The sequence below is a fragment of the Pseudomonas sp. WS 5011 genome, assembly GCF_012985775.1.
Classification (GTDB): Bacteria; Pseudomonadota; Gammaproteobacteria; order Pseudomonadales; family Pseudomonadaceae; genus Aquipseudomonas; species Aquipseudomonas peli.
This window is the reverse complement of sequence record NZ_JAAQXA010000006.1, coordinates 19,496-40,754: the sequence shown is the minus strand read 5'-3', so window position 1 is coordinate 40,754 and position 21,259 is coordinate 19,496. Positions and strand designations below refer to the sequence as shown.

Annotated in this window: 21 protein-coding genes and 1 riboswitch; of the genes, 14 read left to right on the top strand and 7 right to left on the bottom strand. The window is 59.3% G+C overall.

The window, feature by feature from the left end:
- The first annotated feature begins 35 nt into the window (after positions 1 to 35).
- Positions 36 to 848: a M48 family metallopeptidase gene (locus HBN63_RS08450; protein ID WP_160088728.1), complete on the top strand. Its 813-nt coding sequence runs from the start codon at positions 36 to 38 to the stop codon at positions 846 to 848.
- A 54-nt stretch (positions 849 to 902) separates the two neighbouring features.
- Here the strand turns inward: HBN63_RS08450 and HBN63_RS08445 are convergent, their stop codons facing one another.
- From HBN63_RS08445 to HBN63_RS08430, 4 genes are all read right to left on the bottom strand, one after another.
- Complete coding sequence (locus HBN63_RS08445; RefSeq protein WP_167147700.1) at positions 903 to 1,346, bottom strand: ketosteroid isomerase-related protein; 444 nt, start codon at positions 1,344 to 1,346, stop codon at positions 903 to 905.
- Between the two features lie 105 nt (positions 1,347 to 1,451).
- On the bottom strand, positions 1,452 to 2,036 hold the full coding sequence (locus tag HBN63_RS08440; protein ID WP_090255215.1) for a TMEM165/GDT1 family protein: 585 nt from the start codon (positions 2,034 to 2,036) through the stop codon (positions 1,452 to 1,454).
- A gap of 76 nt (positions 2,037 to 2,112) precedes the next feature.
- Positions 2,113 to 2,244: riboswitch (yybP-ykoY riboswitch) on the bottom strand.
- A gap of 36 nt (positions 2,245 to 2,280) precedes the next feature.
- Positions 2,281 to 3,279, bottom strand: coding sequence for a class I SAM-dependent methyltransferase (locus tag HBN63_RS08435; RefSeq protein ID WP_170049091.1), 999 nt, complete (start codon positions 3,277 to 3,279; stop codon positions 2,281 to 2,283).
- Between the two features lie 28 nt (positions 3,280 to 3,307).
- A complete protein-coding gene (locus tag HBN63_RS08430) occupies positions 3,308 to 4,273 on the bottom strand; it encodes a 2-hydroxyacid dehydrogenase (protein ID WP_170049090.1) in 966 nt (321 codons plus the stop codon).
- Positions 4,274 to 4,355: 82 nt separating this feature from the next.
- Between HBN63_RS08430 and HBN63_RS08425 the strand changes: the two genes are divergently transcribed.
- Entirely contained in the window at positions 4,356 to 4,985 is a 630-nt protein-coding gene (locus HBN63_RS08425) for a LysE family transporter (RefSeq protein WP_170049089.1), read from the top strand.
- Positions 4,986 to 5,188: 203 nt separating this feature from the next.
- Here the strand turns inward: HBN63_RS08425 and smpB are convergent, their stop codons facing one another.
- Entirely contained in the window at positions 5,189 to 5,671 is a 483-nt protein-coding gene (gene smpB / locus HBN63_RS08420) for an SsrA-binding protein SmpB (protein WP_090255207.1), read from the bottom strand.
- Positions 5,672 to 5,837: 166 nt separating this feature from the next.
- Here smpB and HBN63_RS08415 point away from each other — a divergent pair, with 166 nt between their 5' ends.
- From HBN63_RS08415 to HBN63_RS08405, 3 genes are read left to right on the top strand one after another with little or no spacing between them, the layout of a single operon-like run.
- Entirely contained in the window at positions 5,838 to 7,241 is a 1,404-nt protein-coding gene (locus HBN63_RS08415; RefSeq protein WP_170049088.1) for a sodium-dependent transporter, read from the top strand.
- Positions 7,242 to 7,275: 34 nt separating this feature from the next.
- Positions 7,276 to 7,710, top strand: a complete 435-nt coding sequence (locus HBN63_RS08410) for a type II toxin-antitoxin system RatA family toxin (RefSeq protein WP_170049087.1) — start codon at positions 7,276 to 7,278, stop codon at positions 7,708 to 7,710.
- Complete coding sequence (locus HBN63_RS08405) at positions 7,703 to 8,023, top strand: RnfH family protein (protein WP_167147718.1); 321 nt, start codon at positions 7,703 to 7,705, stop codon at positions 8,021 to 8,023. Before HBN63_RS08410 ends, HBN63_RS08405 begins: the two co-directional genes overlap by 8 nt.
- Before the next feature lie 75 nt (positions 8,024 to 8,098).
- Here HBN63_RS08405 and bamE read toward each other — a convergent pair whose 3' ends face one another.
- On the bottom strand, positions 8,099 to 8,614 hold the full coding sequence (gene bamE / locus HBN63_RS08400) for an outer membrane protein assembly factor BamE (RefSeq protein WP_170049086.1): 516 nt from the start codon (positions 8,612 to 8,614) through the stop codon (positions 8,099 to 8,101).
- Positions 8,615 to 8,711: 97 nt separating this feature from the next.
- Here bamE and fur point away from each other — a divergent pair, with 97 nt between their 5' ends.
- The gene (gene fur, locus HBN63_RS08395) at positions 8,712 to 9,116 is read left to right on the top strand and encodes a ferric iron uptake transcriptional regulator (RefSeq protein WP_090255961.1); all 405 of its coding nucleotides are present in this window, start codon (positions 8,712 to 8,714) and stop codon (positions 9,114 to 9,116) included.
- A 60-nt stretch (positions 9,117 to 9,176) separates the two neighbouring features.
- On the opposite strand, the gene recN is transcribed toward fur, so the two are convergent.
- On the bottom strand, positions 9,177 to 10,850 hold the full coding sequence (gene recN, locus HBN63_RS08390) for a DNA repair protein RecN (protein ID WP_170049085.1): 1,674 nt from the start codon (positions 10,848 to 10,850) through the stop codon (positions 9,177 to 9,179).
- Positions 10,851 to 11,006: 156 nt separating this feature from the next.
- On the opposite strand from recN, the gene grpE reads away from it, so the two are divergent.
- The 8 genes from grpE to HBN63_RS08350 all read left to right on the top strand — a co-directional run bounded on the left by grpE (position 11,007) and on the right by HBN63_RS08350 (position 21,228).
- Positions 11,007 to 11,576 carry a nucleotide exchange factor GrpE gene (gene grpE, locus HBN63_RS08385; RefSeq protein ID WP_170049084.1) on the top strand — a complete coding sequence of 190 codons (570 nt, stop codon included), beginning with the start codon at positions 11,007 to 11,009 and terminating at the stop codon, positions 11,574 to 11,576.
- Between the two features lie 99 nt (positions 11,577 to 11,675).
- On the top strand, positions 11,676 to 13,592 hold the full coding sequence (gene dnaK / locus HBN63_RS08380) for a molecular chaperone DnaK (RefSeq protein ID WP_170049083.1): 1,917 nt from the start codon (positions 11,676 to 11,678) through the stop codon (positions 13,590 to 13,592).
- Positions 13,593 to 13,718: 126 nt separating this feature from the next.
- Positions 13,719 to 14,846 (top strand): molecular chaperone DnaJ, encoded by a 1,128-nt coding sequence (gene dnaJ / locus HBN63_RS08375; protein WP_090255965.1) that lies wholly within the window; start codon positions 13,719 to 13,721, stop codon positions 14,844 to 14,846.
- 71 nt (positions 14,847 to 14,917) lie between these two features.
- Entirely contained in the window at positions 14,918 to 15,721 is an 804-nt protein-coding gene (gene dapB / locus HBN63_RS08370) for a 4-hydroxy-tetrahydrodipicolinate reductase (protein ID WP_170049082.1), read from the top strand.
- Positions 15,722 to 15,930: 209 nt separating this feature from the next.
- Positions 15,931 to 17,079, top strand: a complete 1,149-nt coding sequence (carA, locus tag HBN63_RS08365; RefSeq protein ID WP_160088702.1) for a glutamine-hydrolyzing carbamoyl-phosphate synthase small subunit — start codon at positions 15,931 to 15,933, stop codon at positions 17,077 to 17,079.
- A 36-nt stretch (positions 17,080 to 17,115) separates the two neighbouring features.
- Positions 17,116 to 20,337: a carbamoyl-phosphate synthase large subunit gene (carB, locus tag HBN63_RS08360; RefSeq protein WP_090255969.1), complete on the top strand. Its 3,222-nt coding sequence runs from the start codon at positions 17,116 to 17,118 to the stop codon at positions 20,335 to 20,337.
- Positions 20,334 to 20,810 carry a transcription elongation factor GreA gene (greA, locus tag HBN63_RS08355; protein ID WP_160088698.1) on the top strand — a complete coding sequence of 159 codons (477 nt, stop codon included), beginning with the start codon at positions 20,334 to 20,336 and terminating at the stop codon, positions 20,808 to 20,810. Before carB ends, greA begins: the two co-directional genes overlap by 4 nt.
- Positions 20,782 to 21,228, top strand: coding sequence for a DUF4149 domain-containing protein (locus HBN63_RS08350; RefSeq protein ID WP_170049081.1), 447 nt, complete (start codon positions 20,782 to 20,784; stop codon positions 21,226 to 21,228). The genes greA and HBN63_RS08350 overlap by 29 nt, the downstream gene beginning before the upstream one ends.
- Positions 21,229 to 21,259: the final 31 nt, after the last annotated feature.

Sequence of the window (21,259 nt, the reverse complement as noted above, 5' to 3'; positions counted from 1 at the left end):
CTAGCATACGGTCCCTGTCGTGAAGGAGAACTGACATGAATACCCCATTTCGTCTGGCCGCTTTGGCGCTCTGCAGTCTGCTGACGGCCTGCCAGGCCGTAAACACCACCAGCGGCGGCGCTGTCGGTGTCGAGCGCAAGCAGTACATGTTCAGCATGCTCTCGACCCAAGAAGTCAATCAGATGTATGCGCAGTCCTATCAGCAGACCCTCGGCGAGGCCTCCAGTAAGGGTGTGTTGGATAAAACCAGTAACAATGCCAAGCGCTTGCGCACCATCGCCGACCGTTTGATCAAGCATGCCCCGTTGTTTCGTCCGGATGCGGCGCAGTGGCAGTGGGAGGTCAACCTGATCAAAAGCCCTGAGCTGAACGCCAACTGCGGCCCAGGTGGGAAGATCATTTTCTACAGCGGGATCATCGAAAAGCTCAAACTCACTGACGATGAAATCGCCGCGATCATGGGGCACGAAATGGCCCACGCACTGCGTGAGCACAGCCGTGAGTCCATGTCCAAAGCCTATGGTGTTGAGCTGGCCAAGCAGGGCGCCGGTGCCTTGCTGGGGCTGGGTTCCGACAGTTTGGCGCTGGCCGATGCCGCCGTGCAGTACGGCATGATGCTGCCAAACAGCCGTGGCAATGAGAACGAGGCCGATCTGATTGGCCTGGAGCTCGCAGCCCGGGGTGGCTACAACCCCAATGCTGCGGTCAGCCTGTGGCAGAAGATGGCCGCCGCCAGTGAAGGTGCGCCACCTGAGTTCATGAGCACGCACCCGTCATCCAATAGCCGTATCGCGTCTCTGCAGGCAGCTATTCCCAAGGTGATGCCGCTGTATGAGCAGGCACGCTAATCCGCGTTCAGCAAAAAGCCCCCAAATGGGGGCTTTTTATTGGGTGTTTGTTGATCAGGGCAAGGCTTTGGCCGCAAAGGGTTGGGTGGCCAGGCCCAATTGTGAGCGGAAGCTCTCCATGTCAAACATGGTGCAGATTTCCTGAATTTCATTAGTGGAGGTAATGGTCCAGAAGGCCATGGCTGAGATGCTCAGCACCTTGTCACTGGGCGGGTAGCCGAGTGCGGGTTTCTGGATGGTGCCGATCAAGGTGCTCCAGGTGACCACTTTGTTGCCTTCGGCGATGCACTCCTCGACCACCACCTGCAGGTCCGGCATGGCATGGCGGATGTCCTGCACCATCTGGGCAAAGGCAGAGCTGGTCAGCGGTCTGCCAATAAACGAACTCTTATAGAGAAAGTCTTTGCTGTGCAGTTGTTCTGCCAGCGCCGTGCGGCCTTTATTCCAAGACAGGTCTATATGGTGGCGGACCAGTTTTTTCCGATCATCCAGTGACATGGGCGTCTCCCTGACGGCTGTGTGGGCAGAATGTTGCGCACTGTAGCAGCCGCCTGGAAGCCGAGGTATTGGCCGAAACGCCAGTCTCCTGGCGTCAACTAGCTGTCAGACAAATCCGCTGAATTTCAGTGCCTGGTAGACCGCATACACCGCCAGTGCTGCAAATGCACAGGCGGCCACACGGCGGATCAGTGTCAGTGGCAGGCGTTCCGCCGCGAAGTTGCCGGCCAGTACCACTGGCACGTTGGCAATCAGCATACCGAGGGTTGTGCCAATGACCACCAGAACAAAGTACGGGTACTGCGCGGCCAGCATCACCGTGGCGACCTGGGTTTTGTCGCCCATTTCCGCGAGGAAGAAGGCAATCAGGGTGGTCAGGAAAGGCCCGTAGCGCTTGAACTTGGAGCTTTCGTCGTCATCCAGTTTGTCTGGGATCAGTGTCCACAGGGCCACAGCTACAAAACTGGCGGCGAGAATCCAGCTCAAGGTGGCGGGGGAGAAGAAGCTGGCAACCCAGTTGCCGATGGCGCCTGCCGCAAAATGGTTGGCCAGGGTGGCGACCACGATGCCCCAAATGATGGGCCACGGTTTGCGAAAGCGCGCAGCCAGCAGTAAAGCGAGCAACTGCGTTTTGTCGCCGATTTCGGCCAAGGCCACAATAAAGGTGGGAACAAACAGGGATTCGAGCATCAGGCTTTCCTAAAGGGGCGGGTCAACATGACTATGACACGTACAGCCTTCCCGCCCCGGGTAAGGTGTGCGTGTCATAGGTCTTGTCAAACCGCAGGCCCCACTGGGTGGGCCTTGGGTCGCACGCGCCATGCTCTGCTGAGCAAGTATGTTGACGCGTGCCGGGCGAGCTGGCGCTCGCGGGAGACTACTCCCCTAGGACGCGCGCATTCTGCCCGCGCATCCGTGATAGGGCAAGCCCCGTTTAGCTATTGCTGGCGCGGTAGATGCGAAAGCCTTTGGCATCGGCCAGGGTCCGGCAGGGGCCGAGGTGCTGTTCGATCAGCGGTGGGTATTTAAGAAAGCTGTTAGCCACCAGGCGCAATTCGCCTTTCGTAGCCAGATGCTGGCGGGCTTGGCGCAGCAGGTGCTCGGTGGCTTGGTAGTGGGTGTGTACGCCTTGGTGAAAGGGCGGGTTACTGAGGATGGCACTCAGGCCCGTAGGTGCCGCATCAATGCCGTCGCCATTGATCACGTCAGCCTGCAGGCCATTGGCTGCAAGGGTCAGACGGCTGCTTTCGACGGCAAAAGCGTCCACGTCCAGCAGGGTGATTTTGCTGTCTGGGTAGCGGCGTTTCAGCACTGCGCCAAGCACGCCGGCCCCGCAGCCGAAATCCAGAATATGCCCACTGGGCAAACCATCGAGATGCTCAAGCAGCAGCGCACTGCCTACGTCCAGGCGCCCATGGCTGAATACGCCCGGCAGACTAAGCACCTGCAGCGGTCCGTCGGTCAGGGCCAGTTCGTAGCGTTGTGCCAGGCTGTGCAGATCCGGCGCGGCGGGTGCGTACTCAACCCGTACTTGCCAGAGCTGGCAGTGGCGTGCGCTGTCGAGCTTGCGTGCTTGACCGAAGTTCGCCAGCTGCTTGGCGGCGCGCTCAATGCCGGCACGTTTTTCACCGACCAGAAACAGTTCGCGGCCATTCAGGCGCGCCGCCAGGGCATTGAGTAGGTATTCGGTCAGCTCGCTGGACTTCGGCAGAAACAGCACGGCTGCCTGGAAGTCGCGTTCTCCAGGTTGAGTGCCAAAGTGACAGCGAGTGCTGAAGCGGGCGTCCAGCAGTGCGTGCTCGCCGGCATGCCAGCTCCAGCCGTGGGCTTCAGGAAGTTGGCCAAGCAGATCATCTGCTGGTAAACCGGCAAGCAGCAGTGGGCCGGTGAATAGATCGGCCTGGCGCAGCAGTACTTCGCTTCGCGGGTCCATAAGCGCTCCTGTAAAAAAGTCGCGTAGCTTAGCTGACAACGCGCATGGGCGTGCCGTTGAAGAATGCCAAAGCGTTTTCACTGAGCTGGCCGACGATGCGTTGCCGCGCTTCGCGGCTGCCCCAGGCGCTGTGTGGGGTGATGATCAGCCTTGGAATATCGGCGGCGAGCAAGGGATTACCGTCTTTTGGTGGCTCCTGGGTCAGTACATCGGTTGCGGCACCGCCCAGGTGGCCTGCACGTAATGCGTCGGCCAGGGCCTGCTCGTTGATCAGGCCGCCGCGGGCGGTATTGATCAGAAAGGCCGTGGGCTTCATCAGGCTGAGCTCGCGGGCATCGATCAGGTTCAGGGTGTCGCTGTTCAGCGGGCAATGCAGGGTCAGGGCATCGACCTGGGGCAGCAGTACATCCAGTGGCAGGCGGTCGGCTCGAGGCGGTCGACCTGGCAGCTGACCGAGCAGCACGCGCATGCCAAAGGCCTCTGCCAGTTTTGCGACTGCGCCGCCCAGCTCGCCATGACCGAGCAGGCCGAGGGTTTTGCCGTGCAGCTCGACGATCGGGTAATCGAGCAGACAGAACTGCTGCGCCTGCTGCCAGCGGCCGGCGCGAACGTCCTGCTGGTAATCGGGTAGGCGCGTGGCCAGGGCCAATAGCAGCATCAGTGTGTGTTGCGCCACCGATGGCGTGCCGTAGCCCTGGCAGTTGCACACGGTTACGCCATGGGCGCGGGCGGCAGTCAGGTCAATCGGGTTAGTCCCGGTGGCGGCCACCAGCACCAGCTTCAGATCTGGACAGGCGGCGAACACCTCGGCATTCAGCGGCACCTTGTTGCTGATCGCCACCTGCGCGCCCTGCAAACGTTCGATGGTCTGCGCCTGCGTGCTGTGCGGGTACAACTGCAGGTCGGCAAAGCAGGCGCTCAGCTTGGACAGGTCAAGGTCGCCCAAGTCGAGTGAGCTGTGGTCGAGAAAGGCGGCGCGGTGACTGTTACTCATCAGCTGTATCTATCCTGCGGGTTTGGGCGGGGAGTAAGGTGGCGAGCCTAACAGAATCATTTCGACGTCGCGGAGCCGCCCCATGTACTGGACCGAGTTTTTAGCTGTGGCCCTGATCCACTTGCTGGCTGTGGCCAGCCCTGGCCCGGATTTCGCGATTGTGGTGCGCGAGAGTGTCGCGCACGGGCGGCGTGCAGGCATCTTCAGTGCGATTGGTGTGGGCTGCGGGATTTTTATCCATGTGGCCTATTCGCTACTGGGTATCGGCTTGATCGTGTCGCAGTCGATTGTGCTGTTCAACGCCCTGAAGTGGCTGGCGGCGGCTTACCTGCTGTACATCGGTATCAGGGCATTGCGGGCCAAACCGGCAAGCTCGAGCGATGCCGAGTTGAGCCTGGATGAAGGTGAGCGCTCGCCGCGTGCAGCCTTTGTGGCAGGCTTTGTAACCAATGGCCTGAACCCCAAGGCCACGCTGTTCTTCCTGTCGCTGTTTACCGTGGTGATCAACCCGCATACGCCGCTGCCGGTGCAGGCGGGCTACGGCGTTTATCTGGCGGTGGCCACGGCGCTGTGGTTTTGCATGGTTGCCCAACTGTTCAGTCATCAGCGCGTGCGTGCCGGCTTTGCCCGGATGGGCCACTGGTTTGATCGGCTGATGGGGGCTGTGCTGGTGGGGTTGGGCGTCAAGCTGGCGTTTAGCGAGTTGCGCTAAGAACCTTTCTAACGCCTGCTGCGCGTCGGCCCTGCTGCGTTATAAACAGGCTCGGAATGCTCATTTACATCAGTAAACTCCGCTTCCTTGCCTGTTTTTGCCTTGCATGGCTCTAGCTCGCAAGACGTTAAACAGGTTCTGAGTCGAACGCAGTAACAAAAACGCCCCGCATTGCGGGGCGTTTTCATTAGTGCAGAGTCGATTTACTCGTCTTTGCCTTTGCTGCGCATCGCGCGCTGCACTTCGCGGTCGGCGTCGCGCTCTTTCTCGGTGTGGCGTTTGTCGAAGTCCTTCTTGCCTTTGGCCAGGGCAATTTCGCACTTGATCAGGTGCGCCTTCCAATAAATCGACATGGCCACGCAAGCGTAGCCTTTCTGCTGGACGGCGCCGAACAGCTTGTCCAGCTCGCGTTTATTCAGCAGCAGCTTGCGGGTGCGCGTCGGGTCAGCGATCACATGGGTGCTCGCTGCCGTCAGTGGGGTGATGTGGCAGCCCATCAGCCAGGCTTCATCGTTTTTCAGCAGCACATAGCTGTCGACCAACTGAGCTTTGCCGGCGCGCAGACTTTTCACTTCCCAGCCGGCCAGGACCAAGCCTGCCTCGAACCTGGATTCGACGAAGTAGTCATGCATCGCCTTCTTGTTTTGCGCGATGGTGCCTTGCGGGTGTTTCTTTTGTTTAGCCATAGGGCGCGCATTATAGGGAGTCACTGGCGCGGGCGCTATGTGTACGGCAGGGCAAAATCGGCTCTGCTTGGCGGCTGGGCACTGCGCGGTGTCGGCTGTGCTTGAGCCGCCCTGGCGAATCCCCGACAATGCGCGATCTTTTTTCAATAGAGCAGGCTAGCCGAGCATGGCGAACGATAAGGTTTCGATACACGGCGCCTGGGCCAGCCGTTGGGTGTTTATTCTGGCTGCGACTGGTTCGGCTGTTGGCTTGGGCAATATCTGGAAGTTCCCCTATATGACCGGCATGTATGGCGGCGGTGCTTTCGTGATGATGTACCTGGTATGCATCTTTATGGTCGGCTTGCCGATCATGCTGGCCGAAACCCTGATCGGTCGGCGTGGCCGGCAGAGCCCGGTGAATACCCTCAAGACCCTGGCCATCGAGTCGGGTGCTTCGCCGAAATGGTCCTGGGCAGCGCTGATGGGCATGATCGCGGCGTTGCTGATTCTGTCGTTTTATAGTGTGGTCGCAGGTTGGTCGCTGGATTACATCCTCAGCATGGGCGGCGGGCAGTTTGCCGGCGTGAGTGCCGAAGGGGCTGGCGCGGCGTTTGGTGCGCTGACGGCGGACCCGTGGCGGCTGACTCTGTGGCATACGCTGTTTATGCTGCTGACCGGCTTTGTCATCGCCCGTGGCGTGGTGGCCGGCCTTGAGCGCAGCCTGCGGATCATGATGCCGCTGCTGTTCGTGCTGCTACTGGTGCTGCTGGGTTACAGCATGACCACCGGGCACTTTATGCAGGGCTTTCACTTTCTCTTCGATTTCCAGCCGGACCGCGTGCTCGATGGTGTGCTGGCCGCCATGGGCCATGCCTTCTTCACCCTAAGCGTCGGCGTGGGCGCGATCATGGTTTACGGCTCGTATATGCCTAAGAACGCCTCGATTGGCGGCACCATTCTCACCGTCGGTATTCTCGACACCCTGGTAGCTCTCACTGCTGGTATGGCGCTTTTTCCCATCGTCTTCGCCGGTGGTCTGGAGCCTGGCGCAGGGCCAGGGCTGATGTTTGTCACCCTGCCAGTGGCGTTCGGCAATATCGCTTTTGGCCAGGTGATGGGCACGCTGTTCTTTATCCTGGTGTTGATCGCTGCCTGGACTTCGTCGATCTCCATGCTGGAGCCGGCGGTGGCCTATCTGGTCGAGCGCACCAAGCGCAGCCGGGTGCTGGTGACCAGCGTGTTGGCGTTCCTCTGCTGGGTAGTCGGTATGGGTACGGTGCTGTCCTTTAACTTGGGGGCTGAAGCGAAGTTCTTTGTTTTTGGCAAGGATGGTTTCCACCTGTTCCAGTGGGGCGCAGAGGGCGGGCGGAATTTCTTCGACACCATCGACTACCTGACCAGCCGTATTCTGTTGCCGCTCGGTGGCCTGGCGTTTGCTTTATTCGCCGGCTGGGTGCTAAAGCGTGAAGCCGTGCGCGAAGAGCTGGCGATTAAAAGCCCGCTACTGTTCAACGTGGTGTATTGGTTGATTCGTGTGGTCGCGCCAATTGGTGTGCTGATCGTGTTTGTCGCAGAGCTGAGCAAATGATCGCCTGCATCCTGTTTAACCAAGTGGTTGGGTTATGAGCACTCATATTCAGCGTTCGGCGCTGTTGCCTTATCCCGCGCTAGCACTGTTTGATCTGGTCAATGATGTGGCCAGTTACCCGCAGTTTCTGCCCTGGTGTTCGGCCAGTGAAGTGCTTGAGGTCAGCGACACGCATATGCGCGCCAGCCTTGCGGTGGCTAAAGGCGGCTTGAGCCAGCGCTTTGTCACGGCCAACACCCTGGTGCCGGGCGAGCTGATCAAGCTGACTCTGGTCGAGGGGCCGTTCACCCAGCTATATGGGCATTGGGAGTTCAAGGCACTGGGCGAAAAGGCCTGCAAGATCAGCCTGGATCTGACATTCGACTATGCCGGGCCTCTGGTACGGGCTACCCTCGGGCCGCTGTTCAATCAGGCCACCAATACTCTGGTCGATGCTTTCTGCCAAAGGGCCAAGCAACTTTATGGATAAGCCAAATATCGTGGTCGAAGTGGCCTACGCCCTGGCCGACAAGCAGAAGCTGCTGCGCTTAAGCCTGCCCTATGGCACCACGGTGCGTCAGGCAGCGGTGCAGTCCGGGATGCAGGCGCATTTTCCCGATCTGGATCTGCACAACAGCCCGCTGGGGATTTTTGGCAAGGCAGTGAGCAAGCCCGATGAGCGAGTGCTGGAAGAGGGTGAGCGGGTGGAGATCTACCGGCCGCTGATTGCCGATCCGAAAGAAGTGCGCAAGCAGCGTGCGGCCAAAGCGGCGCAAGCCAAGGCCGAGGATGCCGGACAGTAAGTGCTGAAAGCGTGATTTGCAGAGATGCAGGTATAAAAAAGCCCGGACATGTCCGGGCTTTTTTATCAGCAAATGTTACTGCGGTGTGCTTTCCAGAGGCTCTGGAGTCGGTACCGGCACGACTTTCACGTCGTCCACCTCGCGCTGAATCTGCTCAAGCAGCGAGCCCGGAGCGGGTTTCTCTTCAACCTGCTGCTGAGTTGTTTGCGGAGTGGTTACGCCGCTGTCTTCACCCAGAATAGCCTGGTCGCGGCTGACGCCCGGCATAAAGTCGCCAGACAAGCCAACCAGTTGGTCGTCGGCATTGAAGTTAACGCTTACACGCTCCTGCAGGCGCTTACCGCCACCCGGCTGGATGCTGTACAGATAATCCCAGCGGTTGGCATGGAAGGTGTCAGTGAGCAGAGGGTTGCCCATGATAAACCGCACTTGCTTGCGGGTCATTCCCGGGCGCAACTGGTCTATCATGTCCTGCGTGACGACATTGCCCTGTTGAATGTCGATTTTATAAACCCCGGGGAATGAACAACCGGCGAGTGCGAGTAGCCCCGTAAGGGTGAGGCTGGTCAGCAGGAGTTTGGTTTTTTGCATCGGTGGGCGACTTCCACTATCTTGGCTGGGCAATATAACCCCGGATCATACCCGCAATAAAGGAAGCTGCGAAGCCGCTTCCGTGAGAAAGCAGACCATGGTTGAAAATAGCGAACTACGCAAGGCTGGCCTGAAAGTGACCCTGCCACGGGTCAAGATACTGCAAATGCTCGACTCTGCCGGTCAGCGTCACATGAGTGCTGAAGATGTCTACAAGGCACTGATGGAGGCGGGTGACGACGTAGGTCTGGCGACTGTGTACCGCGTACTGACCCAGTTCGAAGCGGCAGGTCTGGTGGTTCGTCATAACTTCGATGGCGGTCATGCGGTCTTCGAATTGGCGGACAGCGGCCATCACGACCATATGGTCTGTGTCGATTCCGGTGAAGTGATCGAGTTCTTCGATGCCGAGATTGAAAAGCGTCAGAAAGAAATCGTCAAAGAACACGGCTTTGAGCTGGTTGATCACAACCTTGTGCTGTATGTGCGCAAAAAGAGCTGATTGATCGGCATATGAAAAAGGCGACCCTGGGGTCGCCTTTTTTCTTGCTGTGTTTTGGGGTCAGGCTTGAGCGCTGCTGACCATTTTTCTGGCATGGGCCAATGACTCCTCTGTCAGGTCGACGCCGCCGAGCATGCGTGCGATTTCCTCGACACGCTGTGCGCTGTCTAGCTTGCTGACAGCGGTGCGGGTGGCGTCACTGTCGCGCACTTTGTGCACAAATAAGTGCTGGTGACCTTGTGCGGCTACTTGCGGCAAGTGGGTAACAGTCAGCACCTGGCCGCGCTCGCCGAGCCGGCGCAACAGTTGCCCGACCACTTCGGCGGTGGGGCCGCCGATGCCTACGTCGACTTCATCGAATACCAACGTCGGCACCCGTGAGGTTTGTGCGGTGATCACCTGAATCGCCAGGCTGATACGCGACAACTCGCCGCCCGAGGCAACTTTGGCCAGGGCTTTCAGCGGTTGGCCAGGGTTGGCGCTGACCAAGAATTCCAGCTGCTCCAGGCCATTCGGGTGTGGCTCGCTGCTGCTGTTAGCGCTTAGCTTGATGTTGAAGCGCCCGCCCGGCATGCCGAGGTTCTGCATTTCCAGCTCCACCGCGCTGGCCAGTTGGCTGGCAGCGTTGTTGCGCAGGGTGCTCAGCTCGCTGGCTTTTTCCTGATAATGCCGCTCGAAGGCGGCCAGTTCGTCGCTCAGGCGCTCGGCAGCCTGGTCGTCGGCATTCAGGCTTTCCAGCTCTTCAAACAGCTGTTGTTGCATGGCGCCCAACTCGGTTGGTTGGATGCGGTGCTTGCGTGCCAGGGTGTAGATGGCGTCCAGGCGTTCTTCCATTTGCTGCAGGCGTTCGGGGTCGGCGTCGAAGTGGTCGAGAAAGCGGTTCAGCTCGCCGACGGCTTCTTCTACCTGAATTTGGGCGCTGGCCAACAGGCTGGTGGCTTCGCTCAGTGCGCCGGGCTGACCCCGGAAGGCGCTGAGGCGATTGAGGCTGCTGGTCAGTGCGGACAGAACGTTGCCAGCGTCATTCTCGCTGCATTGCTCGATCACCAGGCGGCATGCGCTGAGCAGGCTTTCGGCGTTGGTCAGGTTTTTATGTTCCTGCTCCAGTTGTTCTAGCTCGTCCTCACCCAAAGCTAGGTTATCGAGTTCTTCGAGCTGATAACTGAGCAATTGGTGGCGTGCGCGTTGCTCGTCGCCGATGTTGGCGATGCGCTCCAGCTCATTGCGCGTCTGTTTCCAGCGCTGTGCAGCAAGCTGCACCTGGCGCGCCAGTTCCTGGCTGCCAGCATATTCATCAAGCAGGCGGCGGTGGGTGTCAGGTTTGAGCAGTGACTGATGTTCGTGTTGGCTGTGAATGTCGATCAGCAGTTCGCCCAGAGCCTTGAGGTCACCTTGCGGGCAGGGCGAGCCGTTGATGTAGCCGCGCGAGCGGCCTTCGGCGGTGATCACTCGGCGCAGGATGCACGGGCCGTCGTTGTCCAGATCACGCTCGGCCAGCCAGGCACGGGCTTCGGGGATGTCGTGCAGGTCGAAGCTGGCGAGGATGTCCGCTTTATCCGCGCCGGGACGCACCACGCCGCTGTCGGCGCGATCGCCCAGGGTCAGGCCGAGGGCGTCGAGCATGATCGACTTGCCCGCGCCGGTTTCGCCGCTGATCACGCTCATGCCGGCGTCCAGCTCTAGATCAAGGTGTTCAACGATGGCGTAGTTGTGTACGGACAGGTGCACCAGCATGGCGAGGGCCTCCCAAGTTCATGTCTGGTTATTTATACAGTGTTTTTTTGTGGACTGACAATCCGTCTGTTGTCCTTGAAACCACATTTTTTGACCCCATATAGCAGCCAGGTACGTGAGTTAAGGCTCGCGTCGGATTTATAAGAGGAGAGACGCATGGCTGACGAACAGACCCTGGATACGCAGAACCCCGATTTACAAACAGCTGCCGAAGCGGCTGCGGGCGATGACCTGGTTGCCCGCGTGCAAGCGCTGGAAGAGCAACTGGCTGCTGCGCAGGATCAGTCGCTGCGCATGGCTGCCGATCTGCAGAATGTGCGCCGCCGCGCCGAGCAGGATGTAGAGAAGGCGCACAAATTCGCTCTGGAGAAATTCGCCAACGACCTGTTGCCGGTGGTGGATAGCCTGGAGCGCGGTCTTGAACTGTCGAATCCTGATGATGAGGCGATCAAGGCTGTACGTGAGGGCATGGAGCTGACACTCAAGCTGTTCGGCGACACCCTCAAGCGTCACCAGTTGGAAGCCATTGATCCGCATGGTGCACCGTTCAACGCCGAGCATCATCAGGCGATGGCGATGCAGGAAAGCACCAGCGTCGAGCCAAACAGCGTGCTCAAGGTGTTCCAGAAGGGCTACATGCTCAATGGTCGTCTGCTGCGCCCCGCCATGGTGGTGGTCAGCAAGGCGCCGGTAGAAGCGCCGCCATCGATCGATGAGCAGGCTTGAAATTCGCCGAGCTGCCCCCATTAAACAGTCAAGCGTTTTAGTGCTACCGCCGCTGACAGCGATCAGCGGCGGGATTATCAAAGTTTCGGGAGAGTGAAGATGGGCAAAATTATTGGTATCGACCTGGGGACCACCAACTCGTGCGTCTCGGTTCTGGAAAACGGTGTCGCTAAAGTTATCGAAAACGCTGAAGGCGCGCGTACTACGCCGTCAATCATCGCGTATGCCAACGACGGTGAAATCCTCGTCGGCCAGTCGGCCAAGCGTCAGGCCGTGACCAATCCGCATAACACCCTGTACGCGGTAAAGCGTCTGATCGGTCGTCGTTTTGAAGAAGACGTCGTGCAGAAAGACATCCAAATGGTGCCGTACAAGATCGCCAAGGCGGACAACGGTGACGCTTGGGTTGAAGTGAACGGCCAGAAGATGGCTCCGCCGCAAATCTCGGCTGAAATCCTGAAGAAAATGAAGAAAACCGCCGAAGACTACCTCGGCGAGCCAGTGACCGAAGCGGTGATCACCGTGCCGGCCTACTTCAACGACAGCCAGCGTCAGGCCACCAAAGACGCCGGCCGTATTGCCGGTTTGGATGTAAAACGCATCATCAACGAGCCTACCGCAGCTGCTCTGGCGTACGGTATGGACAAGGCCAAGGGCGATCACACCGTGATCGTTTATGACCTGGGTGGCGGTACCTTCGACGTATCCGTGATCGAGATCGCTGAAGTCGACGGCGAGCACCAGTTTGAAGTGTTGGCCACCAATGGTGACACCTTCCTCGGCGGTGAAGACTTCGATATTCGTCTGATCGACTACCTCGTTGACGAATTCAAGAAAGAAAGCGGCATGAACCTCAAGGGTGACCCGCTGGCCATGCAGCGCCTGAAAGAAGCCGCTGAGAAAGCCAAGATCGAACTGTCCTCGAGCCAGTCGACCGACGTGAACCTGCCGTACATTACTGCAGACGCCACCGGTCCTAAGCACCTGAACGTGAAGATCTCCCGCGCCAAGCTGGAATCGCTGGTGGAAGACCTGGTACAGCGCACCATCGAGCCGTGCCGTATCGCGCTGAAAGACGCCGGTATCGACATTGGTGCGATCAACGACGTGATCCTGGTCGGCGGTCAGACCCGCATGCCGTTGGTGCAGAAGCTGGTGACCGATTTCTTCGGTAAAGAAGCGCGTAAAGACGTCAATCCGGACGAAGCTGTAGCCATGGGTGCTGCTATCCAGGGCGCGGTACTGTCGGGCGACGTCAAAGACGTGCTGCTGCTCGACGTGTCTCCGCTGACCCTGGGTATCGAAACCATGGGCGGCGTGATGACTGCGCTGATCGAGAAAAACACCACGATTCCGACCAAGAAATCGCAAGTGTTCTCGACTGCCGACGACAATCAGGGCGCCGTGACCATTCACGTGCTGCAGGGCGAGCGCAAGCAAGCCAGCGGTAACAAGTCCCTGGGCAAATTCGACCTGGCCGAGATTCCACCGGCTCCGCGCGGCGTACCGCAGATCGAAGTAACCTTCGATATCGATGCCAACGGCATCCTGCACGTTGGCGCGAAAGACAAGGCGACCGGCAAGACTCAGTCGATCGTGATCAAGGCCAACTCCGGTCTGTCTGAAGAAGAAATTCAGCAGATGGTTCGTGATGCCGAAGTCAACGCCGAGGAAGATCGCAAGTTCGAAGAGCTGGCGACCGCACGTAACCAGGGCGATCAGCTGGTGCACGCCACCCGCAAGATGATCACCGAGGCCGGCGACAAGGCCACTGCTGACGAGAAGACTGCTATCGAAACCGCATTGAGCGCACTGGAAGTGGCGATCAAGGGTGACGACAAAGCTGAAATCGACGCCAAGATGACCGCGCTGTCCGAAGTGACCGCACCGCTTGCGCAGAAGATGTACGCCGAGCAGCCGCAGCCAGGTACACAAGCCCCGGGTGCTGAGCAAGCCAAGGACGCAGGCGACGACGTGGTCGACGCTGAGTTCGAAGAGGTCAAAGACAACAAATAAATAGGCGCAAGCTTATGCCGCTCTGGCCGGGCGTGACGCGAGTCGCGTTCGGCATGATCCGCCGCGCGGGAGCTTGCTCCCGCGTTGGCGTGTCTGGAGTAGACGATTTAAAGGTGTTGAAGACTTATGGCTAAACGCGATTTTTATGAGGTGCTCGGTGTCGAGCGCGGCGCCAGCGAAGCGGAGCTGAAAAAAGCCTACCGCCGTCTGGCCATGAAGTATCACCCCGACCGTAACCCGGACGATAAAGCCGCCGAAGAGAAGTTCAAGGAAGCCAACGAGGCTTACGAAGTGCTTTCCGATGCGGCCAAACGTTCGGCTTACGATCAGTACGGCCACGCCGGTGTCGACCCGCAAATGGGGGGCGGCGGTGGCGGCCCGGGCGGGGCGAACTTCTCCGATATCTTCGGTGATGTATTCAGCGATTTCTTTGGCGGCGGTGGCCGTGGCGGTCAACGTGGCGGCGCGCAGCGCGGCAGTGACCTGCGCTACACCCTGGAGCTGGACCTGGAAGAAGCGGTGCGTGGCACTACCGTGACCATTCGCGTGCCGACGCTGGTCAATTGCAAACCTTGCGATGGCTCGGGCGCGAAGAAGGGCACCACGCCGGTGACCTGTACCACCTGTGGTGGTATCGGCCAGGTGCGTATGCAGCAAGGCTTCTTCTCGGTGCAGCAGACCTGTCCGCGTTGTCACGGCAGCGGCAAGATGATCACCGATCCTTGCGGCTCCTGCCACGGTCACGGCCGGGTCGAAGAGCACAAGACCTTGTCGGTTAAAGTGCCGGCTGGCGTCGATACCGGCGACCGCATTCGTCTGTCTGGCGAAGGCGAGGCGGGTGCCATGGGTGGCCCAGCGGGCGACCTGTATGTGGTGGTGAATGTGCGCGAGCACGCGATCTTCCAGCGCGACGGCAAACACCTGTACTGCGAAGTGCCGATCAGCTTTGCCGATGCTGCCCTGGGCGGCGAGTTGGAAGTGCCAACCCTGGATGGTCGAGTCAAGCTGAAGATTCCGGAAGGCACGCAGACCGGCAAGATGTTCCGTTTGCGTGGCAAGGGCGTCGCGCCCGTGCGTGGCGGTGGTGCCGGAGACTTGATGTGCAAGGTGGCGGTGGAAACCCCGGTCAACCTGGATAAGCGTCAGCGCGAACTGCTTGATGAGTTCCGTAAAACCCTGGAAGGCGACAGCTCGCATTCGCCGAAGGCCAATGGCTGGTTCGAAGGCGTTAAGCGCTTCTTTGGCGACCTGTAAATCCCGCTGACAGGCTGCGCGGTCGCTGAGCGGCGGCTGCAGCCTGGGGCGACAGCTTGGAGCTGATAGCTATGCAACGTATTGCTGTGATGGGCGCCGCCGGGCGCATGGGCAAGACCCTGATCGAGGCCGTGCAGCTGGTCGATGGCGCAAGCCTGAGCGCGGCGATTGATCGTGCCGACAGCAGCCTGGTCGGGGCGGATGTCGGTGAGTTGGTGGCGCAGGGCAAGATTGGCGTCAATCTGTCCGGCGATCTGAATGCGGTGCTTGATCAGTTCGATGTGCTGATCGACTTCACTCATCCATCGGTCACCCTGAAGAACCTGGAAATCTGCCGTCAGGCCGGTAAATCCTTGGTGATCGGCACCACCGGTTTTTCCCCAGAAGAAAAGCAGCAGCTGGCTGAGGCCGGCAAGCAGATTTCCATCGTGTTTGCCGCCAACTTCAGTGTTGGCGTCAATCTGTGCCTGAAGCTGCTCGACACTGCGGCGCGGGTGCTTGGTGATGACGTGGATATCGAAATCATCGAAGCCCATCACCGCCACAAGGTCGATGCGCCGTCCGGCACCGCTTTGCGTATGGGTGAAGTAGTGGCCAATGCCCTAGGGCGTGATCTGCAGAAAGTCGCGGTGTATGGCCGCGAAGGTCAGACCGGTGCGCGCGAGCGCGAAACCATCGGTTTTGCCACGGTGCGCGCCGGTGATGTGGTCGGTGATCACACTGTGCTGTTCGCCGCTGATGGCGAGCGTGTGGAAATCACCCACAAGGCATCGAGTCGCATGACCTTCGCCAAAGGCGCAGTGCGTGCGGCGTTGTGGCTGCAAAAACGTCAGCCTGGTCTGTATGACATGCAGGACGTTCTGGGGCTTAACTGAGGCATTCTGTCGCAGGAATGTGTTTTACCTGGGTCTGAGTCGCAACTGGCGGTGGACCCAAAAGGCAGTTTCCTGTAAGCTTTCTGCTTTAGTGTGTCCACTAAAGTTGCGCAGAATGAATCAGATAAAAAAGCGGGGTGACGGTCGATACGTCATCCCGCTTTTTTACAATCTGCGTTTGCTTCACGTTTTGATTTTCGGAGGTTTTCTTGAGTAAGCCAGCCCTTAAACCTGCCATTTTGGCTCTTGCTGATGGCAGTATTTTTCGCGGCGAGGCCATCGGTGCCGATGGCCAAACTATTGGAGAGGTGGTTTTTAACACCGCCATGACCGGCTATCAGGAAATCCTTACCGATCCTTCCTATGCCCAGCAGATTGTCACCCTGACCTATCCGCACATCGGCAACACCGGCACCACGCCGGAAGACGCCGAATCCAACCGCGTATGGGCAGCTGGCCTGATTATCCGTGACCTGCCGCTGACCTCCAGTAACTGGCGCAACAAGCAGCCGCTGGATGAATACCTCAAGGAAAACGGCACCGTCGCCATTGCTGGTATCGACACCCGTCGCCTGACCCGCATCCTGCGTGAGAAAGGTTCGCAGAACGGCTGCATTTTGGTTGGCGATGACGCCACTGAAGAAAAAGCCCTGGAGTTGGCGCGTAGCTTCCCCGGCCTGAAAGGCATGGACCTGGCCAAAGTGGTGAGCTGCACTGAGCGCTATGAGTGGCGCTCAAGCGTGTGGAACCTGAAAGACGACAGTCACCCCGAAATTCCAGCCAGTGAGCTGAAATACCACGTGGTGGCTTACGACTACGGGGTTAAGTGGAACATCCTGCGCATGCTGGTTGAGCGTGGCTGCCGCCTGACGGTAGTGCCGGCGCAAACACCCGCCGCTGACGTGCTGGCGTTGAATCCTGATGGCGTGTTCCTGTCCAACGGCCCAGGTGATCCCGAGCCTTGTGACTACGCGATCCAGGCAATCAAGGATGTATTGGAAACTGATATTCCAGTGTTCGGTATCTGCCTCGGTCATCAGCTGCTGGCTCTGGCCTCAGGCGCCAAAACCCTGAAAATGGGCCATGGCCACCACGGTGCCAACCACCCGGTGCAAGACCTCGACACCGGCGTGGTGATGATCACCAGCCAGAACCACGGTTTCGCCGTGGACGAGGCCACTCTACCGAGCAACCTGCGCGCCATTCACAAGTCGCTGTTTGACGGTTCCCTGCAGGGTATCGAGCGTACCGACAAGGACGCCTTCAGCTTCCAGGGTCACCCCGAAGCGAGCCCCGGTCCAGCCGATGTGGCCCCGCTGTTCGACCGCTTTATCGAAACCATGGCCAAGCGCCGCTAAACCTCGCCGACTGACCCAAGGATTCGAGTAACCGCTATGCCAAAACGTACAGACATTAAAAGCATCCTGATCCTCGGCGCTGGCCCGATCGTTATCGGCCAGGCCTGCGAGTTCGACTATTCCGGTGCCCAGGCGTGTAAAGCGCTGAAAGAAGAGGGTTACCGCGTCATTCTGGTGAACTCCAACCCGGCCACCATCATGACCGACCCGGCCATGGCGGACGCCACCTATATCGAGCCGATCAAGTGGTCCACCGTGGCCAAGATCATCGAGAAGGAGCGCCCAGACGCGCTGCTGCCAACCATGGGTGGCCAGACCGCGCTGAACTGCGCGCTGGACCTGGAGAAGCACGGCGTTCTGGAAAAATTCGGCGTCGAGATGATCGGTGCCAACGCCGACACGATCGACAAGGCCGAAGACCGCTCGCGCTTCGACAAGGCGATGAAAGACATCGGTCTGGCCTGCCCGGTTTCCGGCATCGCTCACAACATGGAAGAAGCCTACGGCGTGCTGGAGAAGGTTGGCTTCCCGTGCATCATCCGTCCGTCCTTCACCATGGGCGGCACCGGTGGCGGTATTGCTTACAACCGTGAAGAGTTCGAAGAAATCTGCGCCCGCGGTATCGATCTGTCGCCAACCAGCGAACTGCTGATCGACGAATCGCTGATCGGCTGGAAAGAGTACGAGATGGAAGTGGTCCGCGATAAAAAGGACAACTGCATCATCGTCTGCGCCATCGAAAACTTCGACCCGATGGGCGTGCACACCGGCGACTCGATCACCGTGGCTCCGGCGCAAACCCTGACCGACAAGGAATACCAGATCCTGCGTAACGCCTCTTTGGCGGTACTGCGTGAGATCGGCGTGGAAACCGGCGGCTCCAACGTGCAGTTCGGCATCTGCCCGAACACTGGCCGTATGGTCGTGATCGAGATGAACCCGCGCGTGTCGCGTTCCTCGGCGCTTGCCTCCAAGGCCACCGGCTTCCCGATCGCCAAGATCGCCGCCAAGCTGGCAGTGGGTTACACCCTTGATGAGCTGAGCAACGACATCACCGGCGGTCGCACCCCGGCCTCGTTCGAGCCAGCGATCGACTATGTCGTGACCAAGATCCCGCGTTTTGCCTTCGAGAAATTCCCGAAAGCTGATGCCCGCCTGACCACCCAGATGAAGTCGGTCGGTGAAGTCATGGCCATCGGCCGTACCTTCCAGGAATCCCTGCAGAAAGCCCTGCGCGGTCTGGAAGTAGGCGTTTCGGGCCTCGATCCGATGCTCGATCTGGCCGATCCTGAAGCTGAAAGCACCCTGCGTCGCGAACTGACCGTGCCAAGCGCTGATCGTATCTGGTATATCGGCGATGCCTTCCGTGCCGGCAAGACCGTGGCCGAAGTCTTCGAGCTGACCAACATTGATGAATGGTTCCTGGTGCAGATTGAAGATCTGATCAAGGACGAAGAGCGCATCAAGACCCTGGCGTTGTCGAGCATTGATCGTGACTCGATGTACAAACTCAAGCGTAAAGGCTTCTCCGATATTCGCCTGGCCAAGCTGCTGGGTGTGACTGAGAAGACCCTGCGCAGCCAGCGCCACAAGTTGAAAGTGCTGCCGGTGTACAAGCGCGTCGACACTTGCGCCGCCGAGTTCGCCACCGACACCGCTTACATGTATTCGACCTACGAGGAAGAGTGCGAAGCCAATCCGTCGACCCGCGACAAGATCATGATCCTTGGTGGCGGGCCGAACCGTATCGGCCAGGGCATCGAGTTCGACTACTGCTGCGTACACGCGGCACTGGCGCTGCGTGAAGACGGTTACGAGACCATCATGGTCAACTGCAACCCGGAGACCGTCTCCACCGACTACGACACCTCCGACCGTCTGTACTTCGAGCCGGTAACCCTGGAAGACGTGCTGGAAATCGTCCGCGTCGAGCAGCCGAAAGGTGTGATCGTGCAGTACGGCGGCCAAACTCCGCTGAAAATCTGCCGCGCCCTTGAAGAAGCCGGCGTACCGATCATCGGTACCTCGCCTGATGCCATCGACCGCGCCGAAGACCGCGAGCGCTTCCAGCAGATGGTTCAGCGTCTCGGTCTGCGTCAGCCGGCTAACGCCACCGCGCGCAGCGAAGACGAGGCCTTGGCCCACTCCAAGACCATCGGTTACCCGCTGGTGGTGCGTCCGTCCTATGTACTGGGCGGCCGTGCGATGGAAATCGTCTACCAGGAAGACGAGCTCAAGCGTTATATGCGCGAAGCGGTAAAAGTCTCCAACGACAGCCCGGTGTTGCTCGATCACTTCCTCAACTGCGCCATCGAAGTGGACGTGGATGCGGTGTGCGACGGCGAAACCGTGGTGATCGGCGCGATCATGCAGCACATTGAGCAGGCTGGTGTGCACTCGGGCGACTCCGCCTGTTCGCTGCCGCCGTACTCACTGCCAATGCACATCCAGGACGAGATCCGCGAGCAGGTCAAGAAAATGGCCTTGGAACTCGACGTGGTTGGCCTGATGAACGTGCAGATGGCCGTGCAGGGTGAGGACATCTTCGTCATTGAAGTGAACCCGCGCGCCTCGCGTACCGTACCGTTTGTCTCCAAATGCGTCGGCGTTTCGCTGGCCAAGGTGGCTGCGCGCGTGATGGCCGGCAAAACTCTGGCTGAAGCCGGCTACACCGCCGAGATCATTCCGCCGTACTTCAGCGTCAAGGAAGCGGTGTTCCCGTTCGCCAAGTTCCCAGGCGTCGACCCGATCCTCGGCCCAGAAATGAAGTCCACCGGTGAAGTGATGGGCGTGGGCGATACCTTCGGTGAAGCCTTCGCCAAGGCCCAGTCGGGGGCCAGTGAGATTCTGCCAAACGCTGGCGTGGCCTTTATCAGCGTGCGTGACGATGATAAGCCGCTGGTAGCAGGCGTGGCGCGTGACCTGATTGAGCTGGGCTTTGAAGTGGTGGCCACTGCCGGTACCGCCAAGCTGATCGAGGCAGCGGGCTTGCCCGTGCGCCGCGTCAACAAGGTAACCGAGGGTCGCCCGCACGTGGTCGATATGATCAAGAATGATGAAGTCACTCTGATTATCAACACCACCGAAGGTCGTCAGTCGATTGCTGACTCCTACTCCATTCGTCGTAACGCTCTGCAGCACAAGATCTACTGCACCACCACCATTGCGGCGGGGCAGGCAATCTGTGAGGCGCTGAAGTTCGGTCCCGAGAAGACTGTGCGCCGTCTGCAGGATCTGCATGCAGGAATCAACGCATGATCAAATACCCAATGACTGTCCAGGGTGCGCGCGCCCTGGAAGAGGAGCACGCTCACCTGACCAAGGTGGTGCGTCCCAAACTGAGCCAGGATATCGGCACTGCGCGCGAGCTCGGTGACCTCAAAGAGAACGCTGAATACCATGCCGCGCGCGAGCAGCAGGGCATGGTCGAGGCGCGTATCCGTGATATCGAGGGCCGCCTGCAGAATGCGGTGATCATCGACGTCACCACGATTGAGCACACGGGTAAGGTGATTTTCGGCACCACCGTGGAAATCGCCAACTGCGAAACCGATGAAAGCGTCACTTACCAGATCGTGGGTGAGGACGAAGCTGACATCAAGCAGCGCAAGATTTCTGTAGGCTCACCTATCGCCCGCGCCTTGATCGGCAAGAGTGAGGGGGATGTGGTCGTGGTACAGACGCCGAGCGGTGCGCTGGAGTATGAGATTGTCGAGGTTCGCCATCTCTAAGCCGCTGGTGCGTGACGCTGGCGCAATCAGCTGGCTGCTGGCTCAGACGCTCTGGGTTGGCGGTCTCTGGTTGCTACATTTTTTGCTGCTGCCTGCAATTGCCAAGATCGGCCTGGCCTCATTGCTGGTGGAAGAAATCGGCAATACCTTGCGGCCATTGCTGGTTGGCCTGGCGGCGGTTTGCGCCGGACTCCAGGTGCTGGTACTGATTCGTGCCGAACGCCTGGCAAGCCTGTGGCGTGATACCCGCGGGCAATTGCTATTGGTTGTAGTGGCGATGGCGGGCAGTTACTTTGCTGTGCGCCAACTGCTGCCAGAGGCTGAACTTTGGTTGATGTTCAGTTACCTGGTCATGGCCTTTTGCGGCCTGTTGCTGGTGTTGCAGCCGCTGCCGCAAAAGCTCACGCACAAGCGCTAAGCAGCAAGATTGGTAGGATAGGTGGGTTGCA